Annotated in this window: 20 protein-coding genes; 14 read left to right on the top strand and 6 right to left on the bottom strand. The window is 63.7% G+C overall.

Annotated features, from left to right (window positions below):
- Window positions 1-2 precede the first annotated feature (2 nt).
- Window positions 3-599, top strand: a complete 597-nt coding sequence (locus AB6M95_RS03145; protein WP_371385277.1) for an indolepyruvate oxidoreductase subunit beta — start codon at window positions 3-5, stop codon at window positions 597-599.
- A 10-nt stretch (window positions 600-609) separates the two neighbouring features.
- The gene (locus tag AB6M95_RS03140) at window positions 610-2,193 is read left to right on the top strand and encodes a sigma-54-dependent Fis family transcriptional regulator (RefSeq protein ID WP_371385276.1); all 1,584 of its coding nucleotides are present in this window, start codon (window positions 610-612) and stop codon (window positions 2,191-2,193) included.
- Window positions 2,194-2,271: 78 nt separating this feature from the next.
- Here the strand turns inward: AB6M95_RS03140 and AB6M95_RS03135 are convergent, their stop codons facing one another.
- Window positions 2,272-2,817 carry a hypothetical protein gene (locus tag AB6M95_RS03135; protein WP_371385275.1) on the bottom strand — a complete coding sequence of 182 codons (546 nt, stop codon included), beginning with the start codon at window positions 2,815-2,817 and terminating at the stop codon, window positions 2,272-2,274.
- Window positions 2,818-3,169: 352 nt separating this feature from the next.
- Between AB6M95_RS03135 and msrB the strand changes: the two genes are divergently transcribed.
- The 3 genes from msrB to AB6M95_RS03120 all read left to right on the top strand — a co-directional run bounded on the left by msrB (window position 3,170) and on the right by AB6M95_RS03120 (window position 6,280).
- Window positions 3,170-4,207 carry a peptide-methionine (R)-S-oxide reductase MsrB gene (gene msrB, locus AB6M95_RS03130; RefSeq protein WP_371385274.1) on the top strand — a complete coding sequence of 346 codons (1,038 nt, stop codon included), beginning with the start codon at window positions 3,170-3,172 and terminating at the stop codon, window positions 4,205-4,207.
- Between the two features lie 327 nt (window positions 4,208-4,534).
- The gene (locus AB6M95_RS03125) at window positions 4,535-4,996 is read left to right on the top strand and encodes a DUF6790 family protein (protein WP_371385273.1); all 462 of its coding nucleotides are present in this window, start codon (window positions 4,535-4,537) and stop codon (window positions 4,994-4,996) included.
- A 213-nt stretch (window positions 4,997-5,209) separates the two neighbouring features.
- Window positions 5,210-6,280 (top strand): type I restriction endonuclease, encoded by a 1,071-nt coding sequence (locus AB6M95_RS03120; protein ID WP_371385272.1) that lies wholly within the window; start codon window positions 5,210-5,212, stop codon window positions 6,278-6,280.
- Between the two features lie 73 nt (window positions 6,281-6,353).
- Here AB6M95_RS03120 and AB6M95_RS03115 read toward each other — a convergent pair whose 3' ends face one another.
- The gene (locus AB6M95_RS03115; protein ID WP_371385271.1) at window positions 6,354-8,633 is read right to left on the bottom strand and encodes a cysteine synthase; all 2,280 of its coding nucleotides are present in this window, start codon (window positions 8,631-8,633) and stop codon (window positions 6,354-6,356) included.
- Window positions 8,634-8,771: 138 nt separating this feature from the next.
- On the opposite strand from AB6M95_RS03115, the gene AB6M95_RS03110 reads away from it, so the two are divergent.
- From AB6M95_RS03110 to AB6M95_RS03090, 5 genes are all read left to right on the top strand, one after another.
- Window positions 8,772-10,541 (top strand): motility associated factor glycosyltransferase family protein, encoded by a 1,770-nt coding sequence (locus AB6M95_RS03110; protein ID WP_371385270.1) that lies wholly within the window; start codon window positions 8,772-8,774, stop codon window positions 10,539-10,541.
- Window positions 10,542-10,639: 98 nt separating this feature from the next.
- Window positions 10,640-10,837, top strand: coding sequence for a hypothetical protein (locus AB6M95_RS03105; RefSeq protein ID WP_371385269.1), 198 nt, complete (start codon window positions 10,640-10,642; stop codon window positions 10,835-10,837).
- A 53-nt stretch (window positions 10,838-10,890) separates the two neighbouring features.
- On the top strand, window positions 10,891-11,511 hold the full coding sequence (locus AB6M95_RS03100; protein WP_371385268.1) for a phosphatase PAP2 family protein: 621 nt from the start codon (window positions 10,891-10,893) through the stop codon (window positions 11,509-11,511).
- Between the two features lies 1 nt (window position 11,512).
- Window positions 11,513-13,132 (top strand): ArnT family glycosyltransferase, encoded by a 1,620-nt coding sequence (locus tag AB6M95_RS03095; RefSeq protein WP_371385267.1) that lies wholly within the window; start codon window positions 11,513-11,515, stop codon window positions 13,130-13,132.
- A 56-nt stretch (window positions 13,133-13,188) separates the two neighbouring features.
- Entirely contained in the window at window positions 13,189-13,848 is a 660-nt protein-coding gene (locus AB6M95_RS03090) for a BON domain-containing protein (protein ID WP_371385266.1), read from the top strand.
- Window positions 13,849-14,259: 411 nt separating this feature from the next.
- Here AB6M95_RS03090 and AB6M95_RS03085 read toward each other — a convergent pair whose 3' ends face one another.
- Window positions 14,260-15,183, bottom strand: a complete 924-nt coding sequence (locus AB6M95_RS03085) for a Gfo/Idh/MocA family oxidoreductase (protein WP_371385265.1) — start codon at window positions 15,181-15,183, stop codon at window positions 14,260-14,262.
- A gap of 131 nt (window positions 15,184-15,314) precedes the next feature.
- On the opposite strand from AB6M95_RS03085, the gene lpxB reads away from it, so the two are divergent.
- Genes lpxB through AB6M95_RS03070 form a run of 3 tightly spaced genes read left to right on the top strand, consistent with a single transcriptional unit; the run spans window position 15,315 to window position 18,544 of the window.
- Complete coding sequence (gene lpxB / locus AB6M95_RS03080; protein WP_371385264.1) at window positions 15,315-16,457, top strand: lipid-A-disaccharide synthase; 1,143 nt, start codon at window positions 15,315-15,317, stop codon at window positions 16,455-16,457.
- 39 nt (window positions 16,458-16,496) lie between these two features.
- Window positions 16,497-18,185, top strand: a complete 1,689-nt coding sequence (locus AB6M95_RS03075; protein ID WP_371385263.1) for a glycosyltransferase family 2 protein — start codon at window positions 16,497-16,499, stop codon at window positions 18,183-18,185.
- A gap of 35 nt (window positions 18,186-18,220) precedes the next feature.
- Entirely contained in the window at window positions 18,221-18,544 is a 324-nt protein-coding gene (locus AB6M95_RS03070; RefSeq protein WP_371385262.1) for a hypothetical protein, read from the top strand.
- A gap of 89 nt (window positions 18,545-18,633) precedes the next feature.
- On the opposite strand, the gene AB6M95_RS03065 is transcribed toward AB6M95_RS03070, so the two are convergent.
- Genes AB6M95_RS03065 through AB6M95_RS03055 form a run of 3 tightly spaced genes read right to left on the bottom strand, consistent with a single transcriptional unit; the run spans window position 18,634 to window position 21,180 of the window.
- Window positions 18,634-19,434, bottom strand: a complete 801-nt coding sequence (locus AB6M95_RS03065; protein WP_371385261.1) for a sulfite exporter TauE/SafE family protein — start codon at window positions 19,432-19,434, stop codon at window positions 18,634-18,636.
- A 13-nt stretch (window positions 19,435-19,447) separates the two neighbouring features.
- Window positions 19,448-20,464 carry an alpha-hydroxy-acid oxidizing protein gene (locus AB6M95_RS03060; RefSeq protein ID WP_371385260.1) on the bottom strand — a complete coding sequence of 339 codons (1,017 nt, stop codon included), beginning with the start codon at window positions 20,462-20,464 and terminating at the stop codon, window positions 19,448-19,450.
- 2 nt (window positions 20,465-20,466) lie between these two features.
- Window positions 20,467-21,180: a FadR/GntR family transcriptional regulator gene (locus AB6M95_RS03055; RefSeq protein ID WP_371385259.1), complete on the bottom strand. Its 714-nt coding sequence runs from the start codon at window positions 21,178-21,180 to the stop codon at window positions 20,467-20,469.
- A gap of 242 nt (window positions 21,181-21,422) precedes the next feature.
- Between AB6M95_RS03055 and AB6M95_RS03050 the strand changes: the two genes are divergently transcribed.
- Window positions 21,423-22,772 carry an APC family permease gene (locus AB6M95_RS03050; RefSeq protein WP_371385258.1) on the top strand — a complete coding sequence of 450 codons (1,350 nt, stop codon included), beginning with the start codon at window positions 21,423-21,425 and terminating at the stop codon, window positions 22,770-22,772.
- Window positions 22,773-23,080: the final 308 nt, after the last annotated feature.

The following is a 23,080-nucleotide window of genomic DNA, read 5'->3' as shown; positions in this document are numbered from 1 at the left end:
CCATGCCCGATACCAAGAAAATCCGTATATTCATGACCGGCGTGGGCGGCCAGGGCACCCTGACCGCCACCACCCTGCTGGCCAAGACCGCCCTCAGCCAGGGGCTGACCGTGACCTCCGGCGAGATCCACGGCATGGCCCAGCGCGGCGGCGTGGTCGAATCCACGGTGCTCATCGGCTGCAAGTCGCCCAAGATCGGCATCGGCGAGGCCGACATCCTCCTCGGGTTCGAGCCCATGGAGACCATGCGCGCCCTGCCCTACCTGCGCCAGGGCGGCCTGGTGGTCTCGTCCACCGAGTACATGCCGCCCCTGTCCGTGGCCATGGGCAAACAGGAATGCCCGACCATCGACGACATCAAGAAGGCCGTGTCCGCCTGCACCAGCAAGGTGTACTTCATGGCCAACCAGTCCATCGGCCTCGAAGCCGGGGCCGTGCAGTCCGGCAACATCGCCATGCTCGGCGCGCTGTGCGCGGCCGGGGAACTGCCCTTCGGCCCCGAGGCCCTGGAAGCCGCCATCAAGGCGAACCTCCCGGCCAAACTGCAGGCCGTGAACCTCAAAGCCCTGGAGCTCGGCGTCAAGGCCTTGAACTCCTAGAGAAAGTAGAATGGCAACCAACACACAGGACCACTCCGATGATCTCAGCTACCTGCTTACGCTGAAGACCATTCAGGATACCTTAAGGAAGGAAACGACCCTTGAGGAATCGCTCAACGCACTCCTGAAAACCCTGGCCCTGGACATGGAATACGTCCGGGCGTTCATGGTCATCATGGACCCCAAGACCGAGAACCTGAAGCTCTCGCTGACGTACAGCCCGGCGCAGTCCGACGACGTGACCTATTCGCCGGGCCGGGGCATCATCGGCCGGGTCTTCGACTCGGGCCAGTCCATCAGCGTGCCGCGCATGTCCGACGACCCCGAGTTCCTGAACAAGGCGTTCGGCCGCAGCGAAGAGGAGCTCCGCAAGCTCGGCTTCATCTGCGTCCCGGTCATCAACCTGCGCTCGGACGAAGCCGAGGTCATCGGCGCGCTGTCCGTGGACGTCCCGCTCATCCCGGCCGAGGACATGGCCGCCCACCGCGACTTCCTCGAGGTGGTGGCGGGCATCATCGCCGGGCACGTGGCCCAGCTCCAGGAGGAGATGGCCACCCAGAACCACCTGCTCTCCCAGGGCCTCATGGCCGCCGGGGCCGACACGGCCCCGCCCAAGGACTTCGTGGCGGCCTCCAAGGCCATGCGCCTGGTCCTGCGCCAGTCCACCCAGGTGGCCCCGAGCCGGGCCACGGCGCTGCTGCGCGGCGAGTCCGGCACCGGCAAGGAGCTGTTGGCCGAGGCCATCCACCAGTCCAGCCCGCGCGCGGACAAGCCGCTGATCAAGCTCAACTGCGCGGCCCTGCCGTCCGAACTCATCGAGTCCGAACTGTTCGGCCACCAGAAGGGCGCGTTCACCGGGGCCTTCCAGACCAAGCGCGGCCTGTTCGAGGTCGCGGACCAGGGCACCCTGTTCCTGGACGAGATCGGCGAGCTGTCCCTGGACGCCCAGGCCAAGGTCCTGCGCGCCATCCAGGAGAAGGAGATCCAGCGGGTCGGCAGCGAGCAGACCATCACGGTCGACGTGCGCCTCATCTGCGCCACCCACCAGCCGCTGGAAGAGCTGCTGGAAAAGGGGCTGTTCCGCGAGGACCTGTACTACCGCATCAACGTCTTCCCGATCTTTATCCCGCCCTTGAAAGAACGCCGCGAGGACATCCTGCCTCTGGCCGAACACTTCCTGGCCGAATTCACCGACGAATACGGCAAGGAGGTCAAGCGCATCTCCACGCCCGCCATCGAGCTGCTGGTCATGTACCACTGGCCAGGAAACGTGCGCGAGCTGAAGAACTGCATGGAGCGCGCGGTCCTGCTCTGCGAGGAGCAGGTCATCCGCACCTACCACCTGCCGCCGACCCTCCAGTCGGCCGAGAGTTCGGCCACGGGCACCAACCTGTCCTTCGGCGAGGCCGTGGCCAAGTTCGAGCAGGAGCTGCTCATCGACTCGCTCAAGAAGACCGGCGGCAACATGCTGCAATCCGCCCGCGACCTGCGCGTGTCCTACCGGATCGTCAACTACAAGGTGAAGAAGTACAACATCGACGTGAAGAAGTACTCGCAGACCAAGAAGAAGACCAAGAAGAAACTCGAAGTCTAGCTTCGGCGCGACAACGCGATAAAAAAGGCGGCCCGGATCATCCGGGCCGCCTTTTTCATTTGTCTTTCGACGGTTCCATTAAAAAGAACGGGAGAACAGCTCTTCAAGCGCCTTCTTGCCGTTGTCCTCCAGGAAGCGGGTGCCGGTGCCGGTGAAGTGTCCGGCGGTGATCACCGGGGCCGCCACACTCTTCCATGCGCCGTGTTCCCACGAGGACCAGGCGTCCTTGGCCTGGTCGAAGACGAACAGCTCCTTGTTGCAGATCTTGGCGAACTCCGCGCCCCAGCCGGTGCCGCCCTTGACGGTGCCGTCCTCCAGGATGGTGCCGACCACGAATATCTGCTGGCTGGCGTCCACCTGCCACATGATGGTCTGCAGGACCTTGCGCATCTTCTCCGCGTTGGTGAACTTGCGGTTCAGGAGCTTGGAAACGTAGGTCAGGCTGACGTCCTTCTGGGTCAGCTCCTCGTCGGTCAGGACGCGCACGCCGCGGGTGCGCTCGATGCGGTGGCCCTCGAAGGTGTAGTTCACTTCGGACAGGCCGTGGTATTCGGCGAGCTTGCCGAACTGATTCTCGGCACCCTGGGCGCCGCCGCTGAAAAGAGTATAATTCTGGTTGGGCATGGTCTCTCCTTGATGTGATTGAATGCGAAATTCGGTCGCGGCCCTGGACCTGATACGGGTACTATGCACATCCCGCCGCCGCGAAGCAATGCCACTTGCCCCAAAACAAGTCAAAAATCCACCCTTTTCCGGTAAAAAATAACGATTCACCAATTTACGGACCGCCCGCCCCATGGCCCGGCCGCATTGACTTACGGGGGATCGTGCCTATTTAGATGTAATAATAACTATCATTGTCACCCTTGGAGGTGATCACATGATTCGTAAACTTGCCTCTTTTACCCTGACCGGCGCCCTGCTTTTGGCGCTGGGGTTCGGATTGAGCATATATTCGTCTTCGGAGGAACAAGCCATGGCTGACAGCGGCAATGCGAACTATGAGATAGCCACCCTGGCGGGCGGCTGCTTCTGGTGCGTGGAATCGGATATGGAAAAACTGCCCGGCGTGATCAAGGTGGTCTCCGGCTACGCGGGGGGCAGCGAGCCCAACCCGACCTACGAGCAGGTCTCCAGCGGGTCCACCGGCTACCGCGAGTCGGTGCAGGTGACGTTTGACCCCGCGCGGATCAGCTACGCCGAGGTTCTGGACCACTACTGGCGGCACTTCGACCCCACCGATTCCGGCGGCTCCTTCGGCGACCGGGGGTTCCAATACACCTCGGCCATCTTCTACCACAACGCCCAGCAGCGCGAGGTCGCCGAGGCGTCGAAGAAGGCCCTGGACGAATCCGGCCGCTTCGACAACCCCGTGGTCACGCCGCTCATCGAGTACACCACCTTCTATCCGGCCGAGGCCTATCACCAGGACTACTACAAGCACAATCCCGTGCGCTACAAGACCTACCGCTACTTCTCGGGCCGCGACCGGTTCGTGGAGGACCACTGGGGCGATGCGGCCGACGACGTGATCGAGGCCGTGCGCGACAACGCCCTGGTCACCGGAGCCGACAAGGCCTTCGTCAAGCCGGACGACGCCACCCTGAAGAAGACCCTCACCCCCCTGCAGTACAAGGTCACCCAGGAGGAAGGCACGGAACCGCCCTTCGACAACACCTACTGGGACAACCACGCCGAGGGCATCTACGTGGACATCGTCAGCGGCGAACCGCTCTTTTCGAGCACGGACAAGTACGAATCCGGCACGGGCTGGCCGAGCTTCACCAAGCCCCTGGTGCCGGGGAACATCGTGGAAAAGGAGGACCGCTCCCTCTTCTCGGTGCGCACCGAGGTCCGCAGCAAGGCCGGTGACAACCACCTGGGCCACGTCTTCGACGACGGCCCGCAACCCACCGGCCTGCGCTACTGCATGAACTCGGCCGCCCTGCGATTCGTCCCCAAGGACAAGATGCAGGCAGAGGGCTACGGGGAATTCCTGTATCTGTTTGACTAACTGCAGCGTACCGCGCAGCAACCACACCGGGAGCCGTTCTGTTCGGGACGGCTCCCTTTTTTGCTTTTGAGGATGAGATGAGAACCAGGACTTGAAAGCCGCTGCGCGGCGATGGACGGATGATTTCGCCTCCGGCGGGCAAGGGTTCGCACCCTTGCATCCCGTTTATGCGCCTGCGGCGCGGGTGGGGTTACGCTTCGCGAGGAGACGCAGGGCAGTTATTTTGAATCGGCTTTTGACGGCTCTTTCTTTTCGATATAGCGTTCAGGAAGCTCCGTGCCGAGCTCCCGGCGCGGCCATCCGCCACCTGAAACACCGGAGGGGATTATGTACGTCGTCTACCTGGCCGTTGCAGCCGTCATCTGCGCCTTCCTGAACTGGATGTTCACCGACGCGACCTTCTTCGCCACGCTCCTGGCCTGGCTCCTCGGCGTCCAGGTCGGCCTGGGCGCGCTGTGGGCCTTCCTCGGCCACTACTACAAATCAGACCAGGTCGCCGCCTACATCGGCTGGCGGCCGGGCAGCCCGTTCCAAAAGGAAATCGCCTTCGCCAACCTGGCGCTGGGCGGCTGCGGCGTCCTGGCCTTCGGCCTGCGCCACTCCTCCCTGCGCGACGGCTTCTGGCTCGCCACCATCCTCTTCGCCACCTTCTTCCTGGTCGGCGCCTTCACCGTCCACGCCGCCGACCTCCGCGTGGGCGGCAACAAAAAACCCGGCAACGCCGGGCCCGTGTTCTTCGCGGACATCATCATGCCCGTGGTGTTGTGGGTGTTGTATTGGTTAAGATAAGTTACCTCCTTCTATGACACCAGAGTCTTGCAAGCCAAGGCATACTTCTCCTAAGCGAAATACCACGATGCCATAAGCAAGAAAGACTCAGCACACAGGATGTTGAAGGACGAAGCAAGTGAGCAAGGTTCTCTTCTGGCTCTAGTGTTCAAAAGATTGCCAAAAAACCACAATTGATATACCTGTTTTGATAAATATCAAAGGAGGCTTCATATGGAGTTCGAAGAAAGAATTCAAGCTCTTGCTGCTCGAATCCGCGAGCATGGAGAAATGATAAGCAATGAAGAAATGATAAGCAATGAAGAAATGACCAAGAACGCGTTGGTTCTCCCCTTTTTGCAAACATTGGGTTACGACCCTTTCAACCCCCAGGAAGTGTTCCCGGAATATACAGCTGATGTTGGCGTGAAAAAGGGAGAAAAAGTTGACTATGCCGTACTGCTAGACGGTAAACCTATCATGCTGATAGAATGCAAAACTTGCAATTCAAACCTCAGCCAATGCAATGCATCACAACTACAAAGATATTTTCAGGTAACGCCCACTGCAAGAATTGGCGTTCTTACCGATGGAATACAGTATCAATTTTATACCGATCTCGACAGGTCGAATTTAATGGATGAACGTCCTTTCATGGTTGTTAATTTCAAAACATTGGAAGAGAGTCTTATCCCTGAACTAAAAAAAATGTCCAAGACACAGTTTGACTTGGAAAAGACCCTTTCAGCGGCGAGCGAACTGAAATACACAAGGGCCATAAAAAAGCTCATAGTGGCTGAAAGCCAAGACCCTTCAGAAGAATTCGTCCGACATTTTGCATCTCAGGTTTACTCGGGAAAACTGATGCCTTCGGTGAAAGAAAAATTCACTGACCTCGTCAAAAAGGCACTCCAGCTCTACATAAACGATGCGATTAATGAACGTCTTAAAAACGCAATGGTAGCAGAAGCGATTGAAGAGGAACCTGTTGAGATATTAAACGGTAAGCCACAAGTAATAACTACTGAGGATGAAAAAGATGCATATCTAATTATCAAAGCCATACTGCGGCAGATCGTTAGCCCGGAACGGGTAGCGATAAGAGACACACTAAGCTACTGTGGTATACTTCTTGATGACAACAACCGCAAACCGATTTGCAGACTCTACTTCAATACTTCGCAATACTATTTGGGCATTGTCACAGATAAAGATAAGAGCATCAACAAAATCCCTATCGCCAATATCGATGAAATATACGATTATGCTGAACAATTAAGAGCTATCCCCAATTTCTACGAATAACTCCCCAGCCATTCCTAAAGAAGAGGGCCGCCCTTCCGGACGGCCCTTTTTTATCCCATATCAAGAATAATCTCTACGCCTTAAACACCCTCGGCGCTCCGGCGGTGTCTTCCACCCTGAATCCGGCGGCCGCGATCTTGTCCCGCAACTCATCCGACAAGCCGAAGTCCTTGACCTCGCGGGCCTTCTGCCGGTCCGCCACCATGCCCTGGACCGCCTGGGGCAGGTCGCCGAGGGGCACGGGCATCTGGGCGGGGTCGAGGATGGCGAGGATGGTGTCGATGGCCTTGAGCTCGTCGAGACAAACCTTGGCGGCCGCGCCGGAGAGCTGGTTGTCGGCGGTCCAGTGGTTGACCTGCTTGATGAACTTGAACAGGGCGGGCCAGAAGCGGTGGAGGTTGAGGCCGTCGTCCAGCGCGGTCCTGAAGGCCGCCTTGACGTCGAAGACCGCCTGTTCCACGTCGGTGGAAACCGCGTCGCCGCGCGCGTCGAGCGCCAGGGTCAGGGCCACCGCGCCCTCCTGGATGCGCCGCCAGTTGCGGGCCCACATGGCCAGGTTGTCGTCCGAGGCGCACAGGGTCTTGCGGGTGGCCGCGGAGAGCAGCCAGAGCCGGGCAGCGCGGAAGCCGCCGAGCTTTTCGGCCACCGTGGCCAGCGTTTCGCCCTCGGCGTCCGAGGTCTGCTGGCAGACCATCCAGGCCTGGACCTCGCGCCCGGCCGTGGACCAGATGGCCCGCAGGTTCTCCAGGTGCGGGAAGCGGTGCTTGTCCGATCCGATCATCACGTCGGTGCGGCTAGACTCGTCGAGCGCCATGGCCGCGTGCTGCAAAAACCAGCTCGGGCGCACGTTGCCCCACTGGGTCTCCAGGACCTCGCCGCGCTTCAGGTCCATGAGCGAAGCGCGCTTCAAGAGCGTGAAATCGAGCGGGTTGTCCTTGACATAGGCGTCCAGGTCCACGGTGCGGCCGCCGGACACCTTGTCCATGTCGACCGTGCCGATCTCGCCGTACCGCTTGTCGCGGAACACGTCGAAGTAGACGCTGCGCAGCTTCTCGTAGGCCAGCCCCTTGCCGAGCAGCTTGCGGCAGAGGGTGAGCGCGGTCTCATTGCTGTTGGACGACAGGGGAAATGTCAGGACGTCGGACAGCCCCATGGCCCGGCCGCGCGCCAGAATCGCCTCGCGCCGGTCGGCGGCAAAGGAGGCCCGGTCCGTGTCCGCCTCGCGGGCGGCGGCCAGGGTGCGGTCGTCCATGTCGGTCAGCCCGGCCACGCCCGCGACCTTGACGCCCCGCCCGGCCAGGTGCCGGACGAACACGTCGAGCAGGGCCAGCCTGCGCCAGGAGTCCAGGCCGTCCGGGTTGTCCAGGCTCGGGCCCATGGTGTACGCGCCCAACCCCGCGCCGGTGTTGAGCATCTTGTCGGCCCCGGAGGCCATGTCGAAAATCGTCACCCCGCTGCCGGACCGCTGACGGTAGAGGTGGGTGGACAGGTAGCGCTCGCCCGAATCCGGGAAGATGACCACTATGAGGCCGCTGTCCAGCCGCTCGGCCAGCTGCAACGCCCCGCCCAGCGCCGCGCCCGAGCTCATGCCCGCGAAGATGCCCTCGTGCCGGGCCAGCCTGCGGCAGTTCTCGAAGGCGACCTCGTCCTCCACGTGCAGGATCTCGTCCAGAGCGTGCTTGTCGTAGATGCCCGGCGGGTAGGATTCGAGCATGTTCTTGAGGCCCTGGATCTTGTGGCCCGCGTAGGGCTCCACCGCCGCCACGTAGACCTGGCCCATCTCGTGCAGCCTTTTCGCGATGCCCATGGCCGTGCCCGAGGTGCCCAGCGTCATGACGCAGTGGGTCACCGCGCCGCCGGTCTGGTTCCAGATTTCGAGCCCGGTGCCCATGTAGTGCGCGCGGATGGAGGCCGGGTTGTTGTACTGGTCCATAAGCACGTACTTGTCCGGCTCCTCGCGGGCGTAGCGGTAGGCCTGCTCGATGGCCCCGTCCGTGGCCAGATGCCCCGGAGTCAGCTCCAGCTCCGCGCCGTAGGCGGCCATGATCATCTTGCGCTCCTCGCTCGCCGTCTCGGGCATGAGCAGCTTGATGCGGTAGCCCTTGATGGCCGCGACCATGGCCAGGCCCACGCCGGTGTTGCCCGAGGTGGCCTCGATGATGATCTTGTCCCTGGTCAGCTCGCCCGACTCCTCGGCGGCCTGGATCATGGCCGCCGCCACGCGGTCCTTGATGGACCCGCCGGGATTCTGGCTCTCGATCTTGGCCAAAATCCTGACGTTCGGATTGGGGTTGAGGTGTCGGATTTCCACCAGCGGCGTGTCGCCGATCAGCTCAAGCAGGTTCTTGTTCATCGTAGCGCCCTGAAATCATGCGGGTTGGGTTCAAAATGGATGCCCGCACCGTAGGGCAAAAACAGGCTTGGCGCAACTGGCATGCAAAGTGCATTTTCCTCGTCGAACCGTCATTTTTTGCGCATGCGAGGCCGTACCATGAATCCGTACCCGTTCCTGAAAGACAACATCGAATACCTGCAACGCACCGGGAACCCCATTTTCCAGTGGTTGTCCACCCGCCCGTTCAACGAGGAGATGCTCAAGACGCGGCTGTTCCGCAACGAGTTCGGCCTGCACGACTGGCGCATGGACAGCGGCAAGGGGTTGTTCGAATCCCTGCCCCCGGAGGGGCTGTACGGAAACTGGCTGCACCCGGAAAAGGCCGGGACCTCGGCCACCTTCGTGGTCGGCTGCAACCTGGGCTACGGCATCAACCACCTGCTGACCAACACCCCGGACACCCACAAGGTCATGCTCCTGGAGCCCCGCTCCGAGATGCTCCTGGCCTGCCTGGGCCAGACCGACTACCGGCCCTTCTTCGAAAACAAGAAGTTCCACCTGCTGGTCCCGGACGAACGGTTCCTGTCCGAGGTGGTCCGCAACCTGGATCTCCAGTTCATCTACGGCCAGATCCACCTGAAGAGCGACATCCCCAGCCGCCAGCTCGGGCCCGAGTACGCCCGCTGGGCCACCTGGCTGAGAAACAAACTCGAGAATTTCTCCCTGGAGCTGTCCACCCTGCGCCACCGCCAGGACGTCATGGTCGGCAACGAGATCGACAACTTCGCCAAGGCCATGCGCGACGGCAGCCTCAAAGCCATGGAGGGCCGGGGCGCGGGCGTGGGCGCGGTCATCCTCGGCGCGGGCCCGTCGCTGGAGACCATGGCCCCGCTGCTCAAGGAAAAAATGGGCCACGTGCTCTACACCTGCGCATTGCAGACCATCCCGTCCCTGCAGAACCTCGGCATCAAGCCGCACCTGTGCGCGGCCATCGACTACGACAAGTCCATGCTCAAGGTATACGAGCGGCTGGACCCGGATTTCGTCCAGGACGTGCCCCTGGTCTACTCCACCAAGATCGACCCCATGGTCCTCAAGCGCTACCCCGGCCCCACCCTGCCCCTGTGGACCGTGGGCGGCGTGGGCACCTACGTGCTCAAGGACCGGGACCTGGTGCTCGACGCGGGCGGCAACGTCTCGGTGACCCTGTCGCGCTTTTTGCGCTACTGCGGGGTCTCCCACCTGCTCCTGGCCGGGCAGGACTACGCCTGGATCAACGGCATGTCCCACTCGGGCGGCCACCACAACCACACCACCGACCGCAAGCGGTATTCCTGGCACCAGACCACCCGCAACATGGACGGCGAGGAGATCCTGACCACGGTCCAGTACATGACCGCCAAGCGCGAGCTGGAGGACGACCTCAAGCAGTCCGACTTCCCGATCTTCAACCTCTACGGCGGCGGCGTGCCCATCGAGGGCGCCAGCGTGGTCGACGTGGACACGGCCTACACCAAGGGCATCCTGGCCTCGGCCCCGGGCGCGGTGGAGAGCTTCCTGCGCGACCTGGACCGCTGCCGCCACACCGTGCCGCCCCTGCGCATGGAACCACGCTCGCCCATGTGGACCAACTCCATGCGCAACGCGGAAAAGCACCTCTCCAAGCTGTTCAAGGACCTCCAGGCCAACCAGCAGACGATCCACGAGACCCTGAGGAAGATAGAGCAGTTCATGAAGCAGGACCCGCTCTACGGGCCCTACCTGTTCAACGAGATCGTTGACATGGCCGGGCTGACCCGGGCCAAGTACGCCTACGAGGCCAAGGACCTGGGCGAGTTCAAGCGCATCGCCAAGTCCATGCTCCGGAAGGTCCGCGAGATCGACCGCAAGGTCTGCCTGCCCGCGAGCGAGCAGGCCGTGGCCTGATTCCGGACACGGCGCGCCAACATCCCGTCAACACGGGCGATCCATCCTCGGAACAGGAGGCTTGTCTTTGCGCCGGTTCCGTGAAATAGTCCCTCGCCATGGACGAGAAGAAACCCTTCCTGACCGAGGACGGAACCCTGGTCATCCCCTTCGAGTGTTCGGACAACGCCGACAAGTACTGGAAACAGGAAGGTAAGTCCCTGACCGACATCCTCAAGGACCTGAAGGCGAGCCCGGAAGTCTGGGCCCGGTACACCCACGAACCCTACCCCGAGAACGGAGACGGCGAGTCCTAGACGCCCGCCGCGCCCCGGCTTGCCTGGGCTCTTCCGATGGCTTATAAACCCGCATGCGCTGCACATCCCTGAAACATTGGGCGCTCTATTCCGCGCCGCTCCTGCTCGTCCTGGCCGTGCTCTGGTTCGGGTTCGCGGGCGAGGGGGACGTGGCCGCGTTCTTCCGGAACCACCGCGAGGCCCACGCCGGGCTCAGGCTGTTCATGAAGATCGTCACCGACTGGTGCAACCCGCTGTTCTACCTGCTCTACGCGGGCATGCTCCTGACCGCCTGGCGCAGCGGCAACCGGGAGCGGCTGCGCTTCGTCCTGGTCCTGCTCGTGGTCCAGGGAGTGGTGGCCGGGCTGGCCGTGCATTTCAGCAAGTACCTCATCGGCAGGCCCCGGCCGGGCAACGGCCACTGGTATGAGCCCCTGTCCGGCCGCGCCGCGCAGGAGTCCCTGCCCTCGGGCCACACCACCGAGATCACCGGCTGGACCCTGCCCCTGGCCCTGCGCCTGTCCCGCCTGGCCGTCACCGCGCTGCTCGGCCTGTTCCTCGCCCTGGTGGGCTTCTCGCGCATCTACCTCGGCTGGCATCACCCCTCGGACGTATTCTTCGGCTGGCTGCTCGGCAGCGTGGGCGGCTTCGCCGCCGTGATCATCGCCGATTCCTCGCTTTTCAGGAGATCATGACATGAGCGCCCTTCGCACCATCTGGACCCGGCTCGAAAACCACCCCTGGCTGACCATGACCCTGGCCGTGCTGGCCCAGACCTGGTTCGCCCTGAACAACCGCGCCCTGTGGTTCTCGGACGAGGTCCGCTACGCCGACGCCTACAACAACCTGGCCGCCCACGGCAAATGGATCGTCCTGGCCCTGAACGGCCAGCCCTACCCGGACAAGCCGCCGGTCTACTTCTGGTTCCTCTGGCTCCTGGACAAGCTGACCCCGTTCCACCAGCCCGCCGTCTTCTTCCTGGGCGCGGCCCTGTCCGGCCTGTTCTTCCTGTTCGCGGCCTACGCCCTGGCCCGCACCCTCAAGTTCGACCGGACCACCTCCCTGGCCTCCACCCTGATCCTGATGTCCACCTTCATGGTCGCGGCCCTGCTGCACTACTCGCGCATGGACCTGATGTTCGCGGCCCTGATCATCCTCAGCCACGCCGCCTTCTACCGGGCCTACACCGATAAGTCCGAGGGCTGGTGGCCGGTCTGGGGATTCGTCCTGGCCGGGGCCGCCACCCTGGTCAAGGGGCCGCTCGGCTTCCTGTTCCCGTTGGTCGACATCGCCCTGTTCCTGGCCTTCAAGGGCGAGGTAAGGCGGCTGCTCTCCCGGCGCACGGGCCTGGGCCTGCTGGCCATGCTCGGCATGCTCGCCCTCTGGATCGCGGGCGTGATCGTGGCCGAGGGGCCGGGCTTCCTGATCAACACCGTGCTCGGCAAGCAGATATTGGAGCGGGCCACCCACACCTTCCACCACAAGGAATCGTGGTGGTGGTATTTCGCGGCCTTCCCCCTGGCCTGGATGCCCTGGCCCCTGGCCCTGTTCGCCGCCCCGGTGCACCGGCTGCTCTCCCTGTCCTTCTGGTCCGCCCTGTGGAGCGGACGCCGCCAGGCCGGACCCAGGACCCTGCTCTGGATCATGTTCGCGGCCACCTTCCTCTTTCTCTCGTCCCTGTCCGGCAAGGTCTTCATCTACGTCCTGCCCATGTTCCCGCCCCTGGCCATCCTCATCGCCGACGCCCTGCGGACCATGAGCGACACCCGCGCCAGGCGGCTGTGGACCCTGGAGGGCGGCCTGTGGGCCGTCATCGGCGCGGCCCTGCTCCTGGGCGGCGACCTCATCCCGCTCCCGGTGCCCGTGCACGGCATGGGGTTGTGCGCGGCCGTGCTCATCCTCGGCGGCGCGGCCATCGTTTCGGTGCGCGCCAAGGGATTCCGCGCCGCGCTCCTGACCTGCGCCCTGGCCATGATCCTGTGGATCCACCCGGTGGGCATGCTGGCCGCCCCGTCCCTGAACGACGCCATGAGCCCCCGGCGCCAGGCCCTGGTCCTCAAGGACTACATCGAACGCGGCTACGCGCCATTTGCCGCGCGGGTCTATTCCGGCATCTACACCTACTACGCCGGACACGATTATCCCGAATACGACAACTATGACCGGCTCATCGAGGCGATGGCCGGACACGACAAGGCGGTCCTGGCCATCCGCGCCAATTACTGGGACGACATCAAGGACCGGCTGCCCGAATTCCACATCGTGGACCGGCAGTCCATCGCGGGCCTGGTCCACGTCCTGGCCGTCAAGGGATGACCCGCCCGATAGTGTTAGACATTATCTAGACCTTCCACTATACTCTTTGGTCAATGATGCCCGAAAAAGTATGCCGGGCGGTACTGGCCGCCATCCTTTCCGCGCTCCTGGCCGGATGCGCGCTCTACCCAGCCGTCCAGGTGGCCGGAGGGGCCATGACCGGCTACGACGCCATGGTCACGGCCGACAAGTACCTGCCGCGCGACAACGTGGAAGGCGGCAGCCTGTGCATCATCCGCGACGCCCAGATGGAGCGGCGGCTGCGCGAGCGCCTCGAACTCAACGACATCCGCCTCTCGGCCCACGTCATTGACGCCAAGGCGTACCTGGTGGGCCATGTAAAGAGCCGCAACCAGGCGGACTACGCCATCCGCACGGCGGCCACGGTGGAGGGCATCAAGACGATCACCTGCAAGTTCTACCCGCTCCCCCCGGCCAGGCAGGCCGCCCGCGACGCAGCCCGCGACGAACTCCTGGTCAAGGAACTGTCCGATCGGTTCGGCGAGACCAAGCGCCTCGACGGCTCGGACCTCCGCGTGGAAGTCATCCGCAGCCATGCCATCCTCATCGGACGCGCCAAGGACTACAGCCAGAAAACGGCTGCGTTAGCTATAGCGGAAGAGGTCAATGGGCTGGCGGATGTCGTCGACTATATTTCGGTGGAGGCTCCAAAAGACACACCCGTCACGGAGGATGCGTCGGTAGCGGTCAAGTAAGGCGGCTTCCGATAGCGGGCCATCTGCACATTTTTCGGGGGCAAGCCAATCCTCACGTAGACGGCTACGCTGCGGTTGCCTTGCCCCTGATAATATGCACAGCTGCCCCACTCTCGAAAGCCTTGTGCGAGCGCGGTGGGAGAGCCGCTGTCGGGTGCTGGCGCACCCGAATCGCTCCAGAAGAATGAAAGAATAAAGACCTCCGGCTTATTATGAGTCGGAGGCTTTTTTATGTGCATGCCCCGCGAAGCGGCGATAAGAAGTTTAGGAAAAGATGGGGATGGGGGGCCGGGGGAAGGGGAAGGAAAAGCCCTTTTCAAAGGGGTTTCCTTCCCCTTCCCCCGGCCGCCGGAGGCAAAAAAAGGGCCGCTCCGAACGGAGCGGCCCTTTTTTATCGGTACGGTAGGACGCCTAGCTGTTCAGGCTGTCGAAGAGGCGTTCGAAGGTCTTGAGGACTTCGAGGCCGTCTTGGCCGGTGATGGGCGCAGGAGCGCCGTTGCGCAGGGCGTCCAGGAAGGCGGTCAGTTCGGCCTTGATGGGTTCACGGGCCACCACGGGCCATTCGCGCACGGAGTAGGTCTTTTCGACCTCGGAAAAGGGCGAATATTCCATGACGCTCTGGGCGATCAGGTCGGCGGCCACGAACCGGGACTTGCAGGCCACGTTGATCCTGCGGCCTCGGAACGGGCTCACCCAGTTGGTGGAAATCTGGGCCAGGACGCCGTTTTCCATTTCAGCGGTGATCACGGCGGAATCCTCGTGCTTGCCGAAGGTGGCGGAGGCGACCACGTGTACGTGCTTGAAGTCCGAGCCGGTCAGGTAGCGGATCAGGTCGATATCGTGGGACCCGAGGTCCTTGATCACGCCCACGTCCTGGATACGCACCGGGTACGGGCTGACGCGCTCGATGTGCACGGAGATGACGTCGTCTTCGAGCAGGGATTTGACCCGCTCGATGGCCGGGTTGAAGCGTTCCGAATGGCCGACCATGAGCACGGCGCCTTTTTCCCCGGCCTTGGCCACGAGTTCCGCACCCTCGGCGGCGGTGGCGGCCAGGGGCTTTTCGATGAGCGTGGAAACGCCCTTGTCCAGGAGACGCATGCCCGCCTCATGGTGCAGGAAGGTGGGCACGCACACGGACACGGCGTCCGGCTTTTGGGCGAGCAGTTCGTCCAGGGTGGCGAAGACCGGCACGCCGAACCGGGCGGCGGCGCCTTCGCGCGCCTTGGCGTCCACATCGACCACGCCGACCACTTCCACATCGGGCATTTCGGTGTAATTGCGCAGATGGACGCCGCCCATCCGGCCCAGACCGACCACTCCGACTTTCAACATATATATATCCTCGTTCTAGAGTTCGCGTTGCGAGTGTCTAGTACAGGCCTACGCCTCCCATGGCAACCCCCGTAGACGGGCATATCCCGGTTCGCCTTGCGGCGCGGGCGGACATGGGCTACTAACTGTGCATGCAGACAGGCAATCCATCCGGCCCCATCTGGTTCAGCGTGGGCGAGGCCTCCGGCGATTTGCACGGCGCGGAGTTGATGAAGGCGTTTCGGTCCCTGGACCCGGACGTGCCCTTCACCGGCATGGGCGGCCCGGCCATGGAGGCCGAGGGGTTCACGCCGCGCCACTCCATGCGCGAGATATCCCTGGTCGGCATCACCGAGATCCTCGGCGGCCTGCCGCGCATCCTCAAGCTCCTCGGGGTGATCAGGAAGGAGCTTGCGGCCATCCGGCCCAGGGCCATCGTCCTGGTGGACTGCCCGGAGTTCAACTTCCGCATCGCCCGCATGGCCAGGAAGCTCGGCATCCCGGTCTACTACTACATCAGCCCGCAGATATGGGCGTGGCGTTCCGGGCGGGCCAATTTCCTGCGCGAGTTCGTCCGCAAGGTCATCTGCATCCTGCCGTTCGAGAAGGACTTCTACGCCAAGTACGGCATGGATGTGGACTATGTGGGCCACCCGCTCATGGACGTCCTGCCGCTGGACCTGCTGGACGCGCTCCCGGTCCGGGAGAACCGCATCGGCCTGCTGCCGGGCAGCCGGACCAAGGAGGTCACCTCCCTGCTCCCGGTGTTCGCGGACGCGGCCCGACGGCTCGCCGTGGACCACCCCGGCCTGGAATACGTCCTGGTCCGCGCGCCGGGCATGGACGAATCCCTGCTGCGCTCCCTGTGGCCCGCGGACATCCCGGTGTCCTTCGTTTCGCCGAAGGAGCGCTACCAGACCTTCCGCACCTGCAAGTTCATCCTGGCCGCCTCGGGCACGGTGACGCTGGAGACGGCGCTCATCGGCACCCCGGTGCTGGTGGCCTACAAGGTCTCGCCCCTGTCCGAGTTGGTGGGGCGGATGCTCGTCAACGTGCAGTACATCTCCCTGCCCAACCTCATCCTGGGCCAGGAGATCTACCCGGAATACGTCGGCCGGGACGCCTCGCCCGAGAACCTGGCCCGGACCGCCCGGTCCTGGCTGGACGACCCCGAGGCATACGACGAGGTCAAGAACGGGCTCAAGGTCCTGCGCACCATGGTCGGCGACCCCGGCGCGCCGGGCCGGGCGGCGAGGATCATCCTCGACGACCTCAAGGCCTTGGCCTCCGGCTGACTGGCCCAGGCCATGAATTTCTGTTAATCGGCAAACAGCATGAACCGTTTCGCCTTCCCCCGCACCCTGCCGCTCTGCGCGCCCGTCCAGCCCGCCTTTTCGCGCCATTTTTCCGGCTGGCAGCTGGGCATGGGGCTGCCCGAGGCCCTGGCCGGACTGCTGCCCGGCCTGTTCATCCTGAGCGAGGAGAACCCCGGCTGCCGGAGCGCGGCAGTGGGCATGGCCCTGTGGTCCATGCAGGCCCACCCGCTCCACCCGGATCTGGCCCGCTGGGCGGTCAAGGCGGTCAACCTCGGACTCAAGGCGGACCGCGCCCTGGCCCGGCTCATGGTCCTGGCCGCCGACATGAAACGGCCCGAAGAGGGCGAGGCCGCGGACACCTGGTACGAGCTGGCCCGGCAGGACGACCGGGGGCTGATCCTGCGCTTCATGGTCGTGGTCCTGGGCAACCCGGAAACGGGCCTGGGCTGGCTGCATTTCATCTGGCAGGACCTCATCCACCTGGGCAGGCCGGAGATCGCCATGGCCGCCCTGGACATGGTCGAATGGACCGAGGCGAGTCTGCCGCTGCGGGCGCGGTTTATGGCGGACCGGGCCTTCCACTGTCTGCCGCCCGAGGAGGCCCTGCCGCTCATCGAAGGGCTCGACCCGGCCGTCTGGGGGCTGTGGCGGGCGTACGCGGGCGGCGAGACCCTGCTGCGCATGGGCCGTACCGGCGAGGCCAAGGGCGCCCTGGCCGGGCTGTGGCAGGCCATCCCGTGGCACGTCAACCTGACGCTGAAGCTGCACGACCTCTTCCGTCCCACGCCCGTGGCCAAGCCGGAGGACTGCGCCGAGGCGGCCGTGCTGGTCTATTCCTGGAACAAGGCGGACCTCCTGGCCGAAACCCTGGAATCGCTGTTTGCCAGCGACATCGGCCCGGCCCGCGTGTTCGCCCTGAACAACGGGTCCACGGACCACACGGACCGGGTCCTGGCCCGCGCGGCCCAGCAATTCGGCGCGGACCGGTTCCACATCGAGACCTTGCCCGTCAACGTGGGCGCTCCCGCCGCGCGCAACTGGCTGCTGTCCCTGCCCGGAGTGCGCAAGGCCCGGTGGGCCGCTTTCCTGGACGACGACATCGTCCTGCCCGGGGACTGGCTCCTGCGCCTGCTCGGCCCGGTGCGCGGCCGCGACGACATCGGGGCCGTGGGCTGCCGGATCACCGCCGCCGTCCCGCCCTACGGCCTGCAGTCCGCCGACTACAACCTCTTTCCCGTGGCTCCCCAGGCGCCCGAGCCGGGCGCCCTGCCCAGCCGGGTGCCGGTCTACGACAACTGCGCCGGGTCCACCGACACCGGCCTATTCACCTACACCCGGGCCTGCCTGTCCGTGTCGGGCTGCTGCCACCTGGTCAACCTGCGCTCGATCGAGCGCACCGGCCCCTTCGACCTGCGCTACACCCCGTCCCAGTTCGACGACCTGGACCGCGACCTGCGCGCGGGCCTCGACGGCACGCCCGCCCTGTACGTGGGCGGCCTGGCCGTGCGCCACGTGCAGCACTCGTCCCTGGCCCGGTCCAAGACCGCCAAACAGATCGGCCAGGTCATGGGCAACAAGCTCAAGCTGGACACCAAGTACTCGGACGAGGAACTCATCCGCCTGGGCCGGGACAACCGCGCCCTGCTGTGGCACGACCTGGAACAGAAATCCCGCTTTCTGGTTGACCGCCTGGGCCTGAATGCCTAACTCACTCCCACAACGTTCCCCAAGGGAGAAATACCATGGAAGATGTCCGCGTCTACGGTGACTTTCACCGCGTCAGCCCGGAAATGTACGACAAGATCAAGGATATCTGCCCCTTCGAGCAGGTGGCCTATGACGGCGACGTCCTGCGCGTGGACCACGAGGGCCACTACATCCTGATCGACGACTTCATCGAGGCCATCCGCGACCTGCTGCCCGAAAACGGCTACGGCCACGTGGAGTTCATCGACCAGCTCGAATGGACCGTGACCCGCTACACCATCAAGCCCGGCAAGATAGAGGAAAAGCTCGTCCGCGTGGACAACGTCCTGGACGCCCATCAGAGGGAGAACGGTTTGTAAGAAGCGGAATTTCGGATCTTCGCCGATATAAAAAAAGGGACTGCGAACGCAGCCCCTTTTTTTATTGCCTAGAGGTTTGGGAGAGCAGCCTACATGAAGGCGCTCCAAAGCATACGCGTGCCGACCAGGAACAAGAGGATGGCGAAGATCTTCTTGAGCTTGGCCACGGGCAGGCTGTGGGCCAGCTTGGCGCCGTAGGGCGCGGTCAGCATGCTGGTCACGATGATGCCGAGCAGGGCCGGGATGTACACGTAGCCGATGTGCGGACCGGGGATGCCGGCCACGGACCAGCCGTTGATGACGTACCCGGCGGTGCCCGCCAGGGCGATGGGCAGGCCCACCGCCGCGGCCGTGGCGATGGCCGTGTGCATGGTCAGGTTGCACCAGGACAGGAACGGCACGGTCAGGGTGCCGCCGCCGATGCCGACCAGGGCCGAGAACACGCCGATGACGCCGCCCGCGCCGAAGGTTCCGGCCGCGCCGGGCAGCTCGTGGGCGGCCTTGGGCTTGATGTTCAGCAGCATCTGCGTGGCCACATAGTACAAGAACAGGCCGAAGAAGACCTTCAGGAACAGGGTGGACAGCAGCGAGGCGATCCAGGAGCCCAGGTAGGTGCCCACGATGATGCCGGGAGTCAGCCGCCAGAAGGCGGTGTAGTTGATGGCCCCGCGCTTGTGGTGGGCGCGCATGCTGGACAGCGAGGTGAAGATGATCGTGGCCATGGACGTGCCCAGCGCGACGTGCTGGATGTGCTCCATGGGGAAGTTCTGCCACTCGAAGGCGAAGTTGAGCATGGGCACGATGACCAGCCCCCCGCCGATGCCGAGCAGTCCGGCCAGGACGCCGGCCACGGCACCGAGGCAGATGTACAGGATGTAGGTGGTAAGCAAGGCTCTGCGCTCCTTAGAAGAGAACGTTGGTGTCGATGGAGGCGATGTCCTTGCACCCGGTCAGGACCATGGCTCCGGAGAGCTGGGCTTTGATGGTCGCGAAGTACTTTTCCACGCCTTCCTGCAATCCGCCCACGGCGGCCACGGAGACCGGGCGGCCGATGAGCACGCCGTCCGCGCCGAGCGCCAGCATCTTGAGCACGTCCGCGCCGGTGCGGATGCCGCCGTCCACCAGGACGGTGATCTTGCCGTGGACCTTCTCGGCCACATCGGGCAGGGCCTCGGCCGTGCCGGGGGTGTGGTCGAGCACGCGCCCGCCGTGATTGGAGACGATGATGGCGTCAGCGCCCGCCTGAACGGCCAGCTCGGCCTCGTCCGGGGTCATGATGCCCTTGACGATGAACTTGGCGTCCCAGCCGTGGACCAGGTCGATGAGCTTCTTGAGCTCGGCCACGGGCTTGGGCGACACGGGACGGCCCATCTGGCGCAGGGTGATCAGCCCGGCGGCGTCCACGTCCATGCCGAACACGGAACAGCCGGTCTTGCGCGCCTTCTCGAGCTTCTCGTTCAACTCCGCGCCCTCCCAGGGCTTGATGAACGGGATGCCGTGGCCGTCGTTCTTTTCGATGGCCGCGAACCCGGCCTCGTGCAGGAAGGGCGGCACGCCGTCGCCGGTACAGCCGACGATCCCAGCCGCCTTGCAGCCGCCGACCACGGCATCGGCGTAGTCTTCCTCGGACACGCCGCCGCCCATGTTGAAGGACACGCCGCCGATGGGCGCGGCCATGACCGGCATGGCCATGTCGATGCCCAGCAGAGAGGTGGAGGTGTCCGGCTCGGCCGCGTCGTGCAGCAGCCGCATGTTCAGGCGGAAGCCCTCCAGGGCCTCCAGGTTGGCCTTGAAGGACGCGCCCGTGCCCAGGCCGCCCATGCCCGGCACCTCGCCCGCGCAGGCCTTGCCGTCGCAGACCTTGCAGACCCGGCAAAAGCCCTTCATCAGTTCCCGTGCTTTGTCTTTGATTTCCTTCATCGTTATCTCCTTGAGTATGCTCCTCTTTGATTATCAAAGATGATTCTTTCAACTTCATCGAGATGTTCCCGCATGGCCCGCTCGGCCTGCATGGCGTGGCCGTTCTTGACCGCCTCGACAATGGCCCGGTGGGCGGCCAGGGAGGCCTTCTGCCGCTGGGGGGACTGGACCTCCTCGGCCCGGCTGTGGGAAAACCCCTCGTGCAGGGCCGCGACCATTTCTCGCAGGACCGGGTTGCCGGAGGCCTCGGCCAATGCCTGGTGGAACCGGTTGTCGATGCCCGCCCCGCTCTCGCCGTCGGCAATGGCCTGCTCCTGCTCCATGAGGATGGCCTCGAGCCGGGTCTTGGCGTCCGGGGAGCCGTTGCGCGCGGCCAGGGCCGCGATCTCGGGTTCAAGCATCTTGCGCACCTCGAACACGTCCTGAAGGTCGTGGTTCCCGGACAGGACCGCTTCGATAAGCGACCCGCCCCTGGCCCCGTCGTCCGGGCGGCTGACAAAGGTGCCCGCCCCCTGGCGGCTGGTCAGCAGCCCTGACTCGGACAGAATCTTTATCCCCTCGCGCACCGTGGTGCGGGACACGCCGAACTGCTCGGCCAGCCTGCGCTCGGCGGGCAGCCGGTCTCCTGGCTGCAACCGTCCGTGATCGATCATCTCCCTGATCTGGCTGACGATCTCATCGGATATACTTTTTCTGCTAACCGGTCTGGCTTCCATTTTCCGTCCCATGCAAAATTGGTTGGACCAATTAGGTTTAGGGCAAGTTGATCAGCGAGTCAAGCGTCGAAGGCCCCCAAAGCGGCTGCCCTGTCAAAAAGAGCCCCCAAAGGGCTGGACGTATCCGCCCGTGAACGGTAAGGGGTCCGTGGCCTGTCGCCGCAGGAGGTGCGGTTTTCGGGAAGGACGGGCCGTTTTTGCAACCCCCACATACAGCCCGTGCAGGGCGACCCTATATCATCATGAACAATCTACAAAAAAAGTACGGATTCTGGACCGCGACCGCCATGGTCGTGGGCATCGTCATCGGCTCGGGCGTATTCTTCAAGGCGGACAACGTGCTCGAGGCATCAAACGGGAGCCTGCCCACGGCCCTGCTCGCCTGGCTCATCGGCGGGGTGATCATGGTCGTCACCGCCTACGTCTTCTCCAAGATCGCCACCCGGATCCAGAAGATCAACGGTGTGGTGGACTACTTCGAACAGGCCTACGGCAAGACCGCCGGATACCTGGTGGCCTGGTTCATGACCTTCATCTACTACCCCACCCTGGTCGCGGTCCTGGCCTGGGTCTCGGCCAACTACACCCAGGGGCTGATGGGCGTGGAGGGCGCGCTCTGGCCGCTGGCCTGGGGCTACATGACCGCCTTCTTTCTGCTCAACTTCTTCTCGCCGGTCCTGGCCGGACGGTGGCAGGTGACCTCCACCGTGGTCAAGCTCATTCCCCTGGGACTGGTCGCCGTGGTCGGGACCATCGTCGGACTGACCAACGGCATGACCGTGGAGAATTTCACGGTGGCGGCCAAAACCGTGTCCCACGGGGGCGGCGGCCTGGCCCTGGCCACCCTGTCCACGGCCTTCGCCTATGAAGGCTGGATCATCGCCACGGTCATCAACGCCGAACTCAAGGACGCGAAGACGACCCTGCCCCGCGCCCTGGTGGTCGGGACCATCAGCGTGGTCTGCATCTACATGCTCTACTACATGGGCATCTCCGGGGTCCTGACCAACGACCAGGTCCTGGCCCAGGGCGACGCGGCCCCGGTGCGGGTCATCTCGATCATCTTCGGCCGCCTCGGCGGCACCCTGCTCACGGTCTTCGTGATCATCTCCTGCCTGGGCACCCTGAACGGCCTGATCATGGGCTCGGCGCGCGGCATGTTCTCCATCGCCTCGCGCGGCCTGGGTCCCAAGCCCGACCTGTTCTGCCGGGTCAACCCGGTGAACAACTGCACCACCCACTCGGCCATGATCGGCTACGCCCTGTCCTGCTTCTGGCTCGTGGTCTGGTACGGCAACTTCGCGGGCTGGTGGGGCAACTTCATGGACATCTCCGAACTGCCCATCGCCTTCCTCTACGTCATCTACATCTCCCTCTACATCTGGGTCATGAAGACCTTCACCGACCTCGGCGCCTTCAACCGCTACGCCTGCCCTTGCCTGGCAGGGGCCGGGTCCCTGTACATCATCTGGGGAGCCATCCAGAAGGCCATGTTCCTGCACTTCCTGGCCCTGTCCCTGGTCATCCTGGTGGCGGGCGTCTGGCTCATGCACGGCAAGAGGCCGCAAAACCGCCGACACGCGCGGGCCTAACCGGTCCCGTGTCATGACAAAAAGCCGACGTCCGTTGTTCTCGGACGTCGGCTCTTTTGTTTTGACGGAAAATCAGGTTTTGATAGCCGCTGCACGGCTATGGACGGATGATTTCGCCCCCGGCTGACAAGTGTTGTACCCTTTCATCCCCTGGATGCGCTCCCTTTCGTCCGGCGCTAGGTGTGGAGTTGCAAGACGTTGTTCACAGCGGCTCCCAATCGGCTGATAGGCGTTTTATGCTGTAACGCCGAATGATTCCTGTAATAATTGTATTCATGGAGCCAGCGAGGCAACTCGCTGGCTCTTTC

Source organism: Pseudodesulfovibrio karagichevae, from assembly GCF_041414475.1.
Taxonomy (GTDB): domain Bacteria; phylum Desulfobacterota; class Desulfovibrionia; order Desulfovibrionales; family Desulfovibrionaceae; genus Pseudodesulfovibrio; species Pseudodesulfovibrio karagichevae.
Note: the sequence above shows the minus strand (reverse complement) of the source record. Positions and strands in the feature narration are given on the sequence as shown.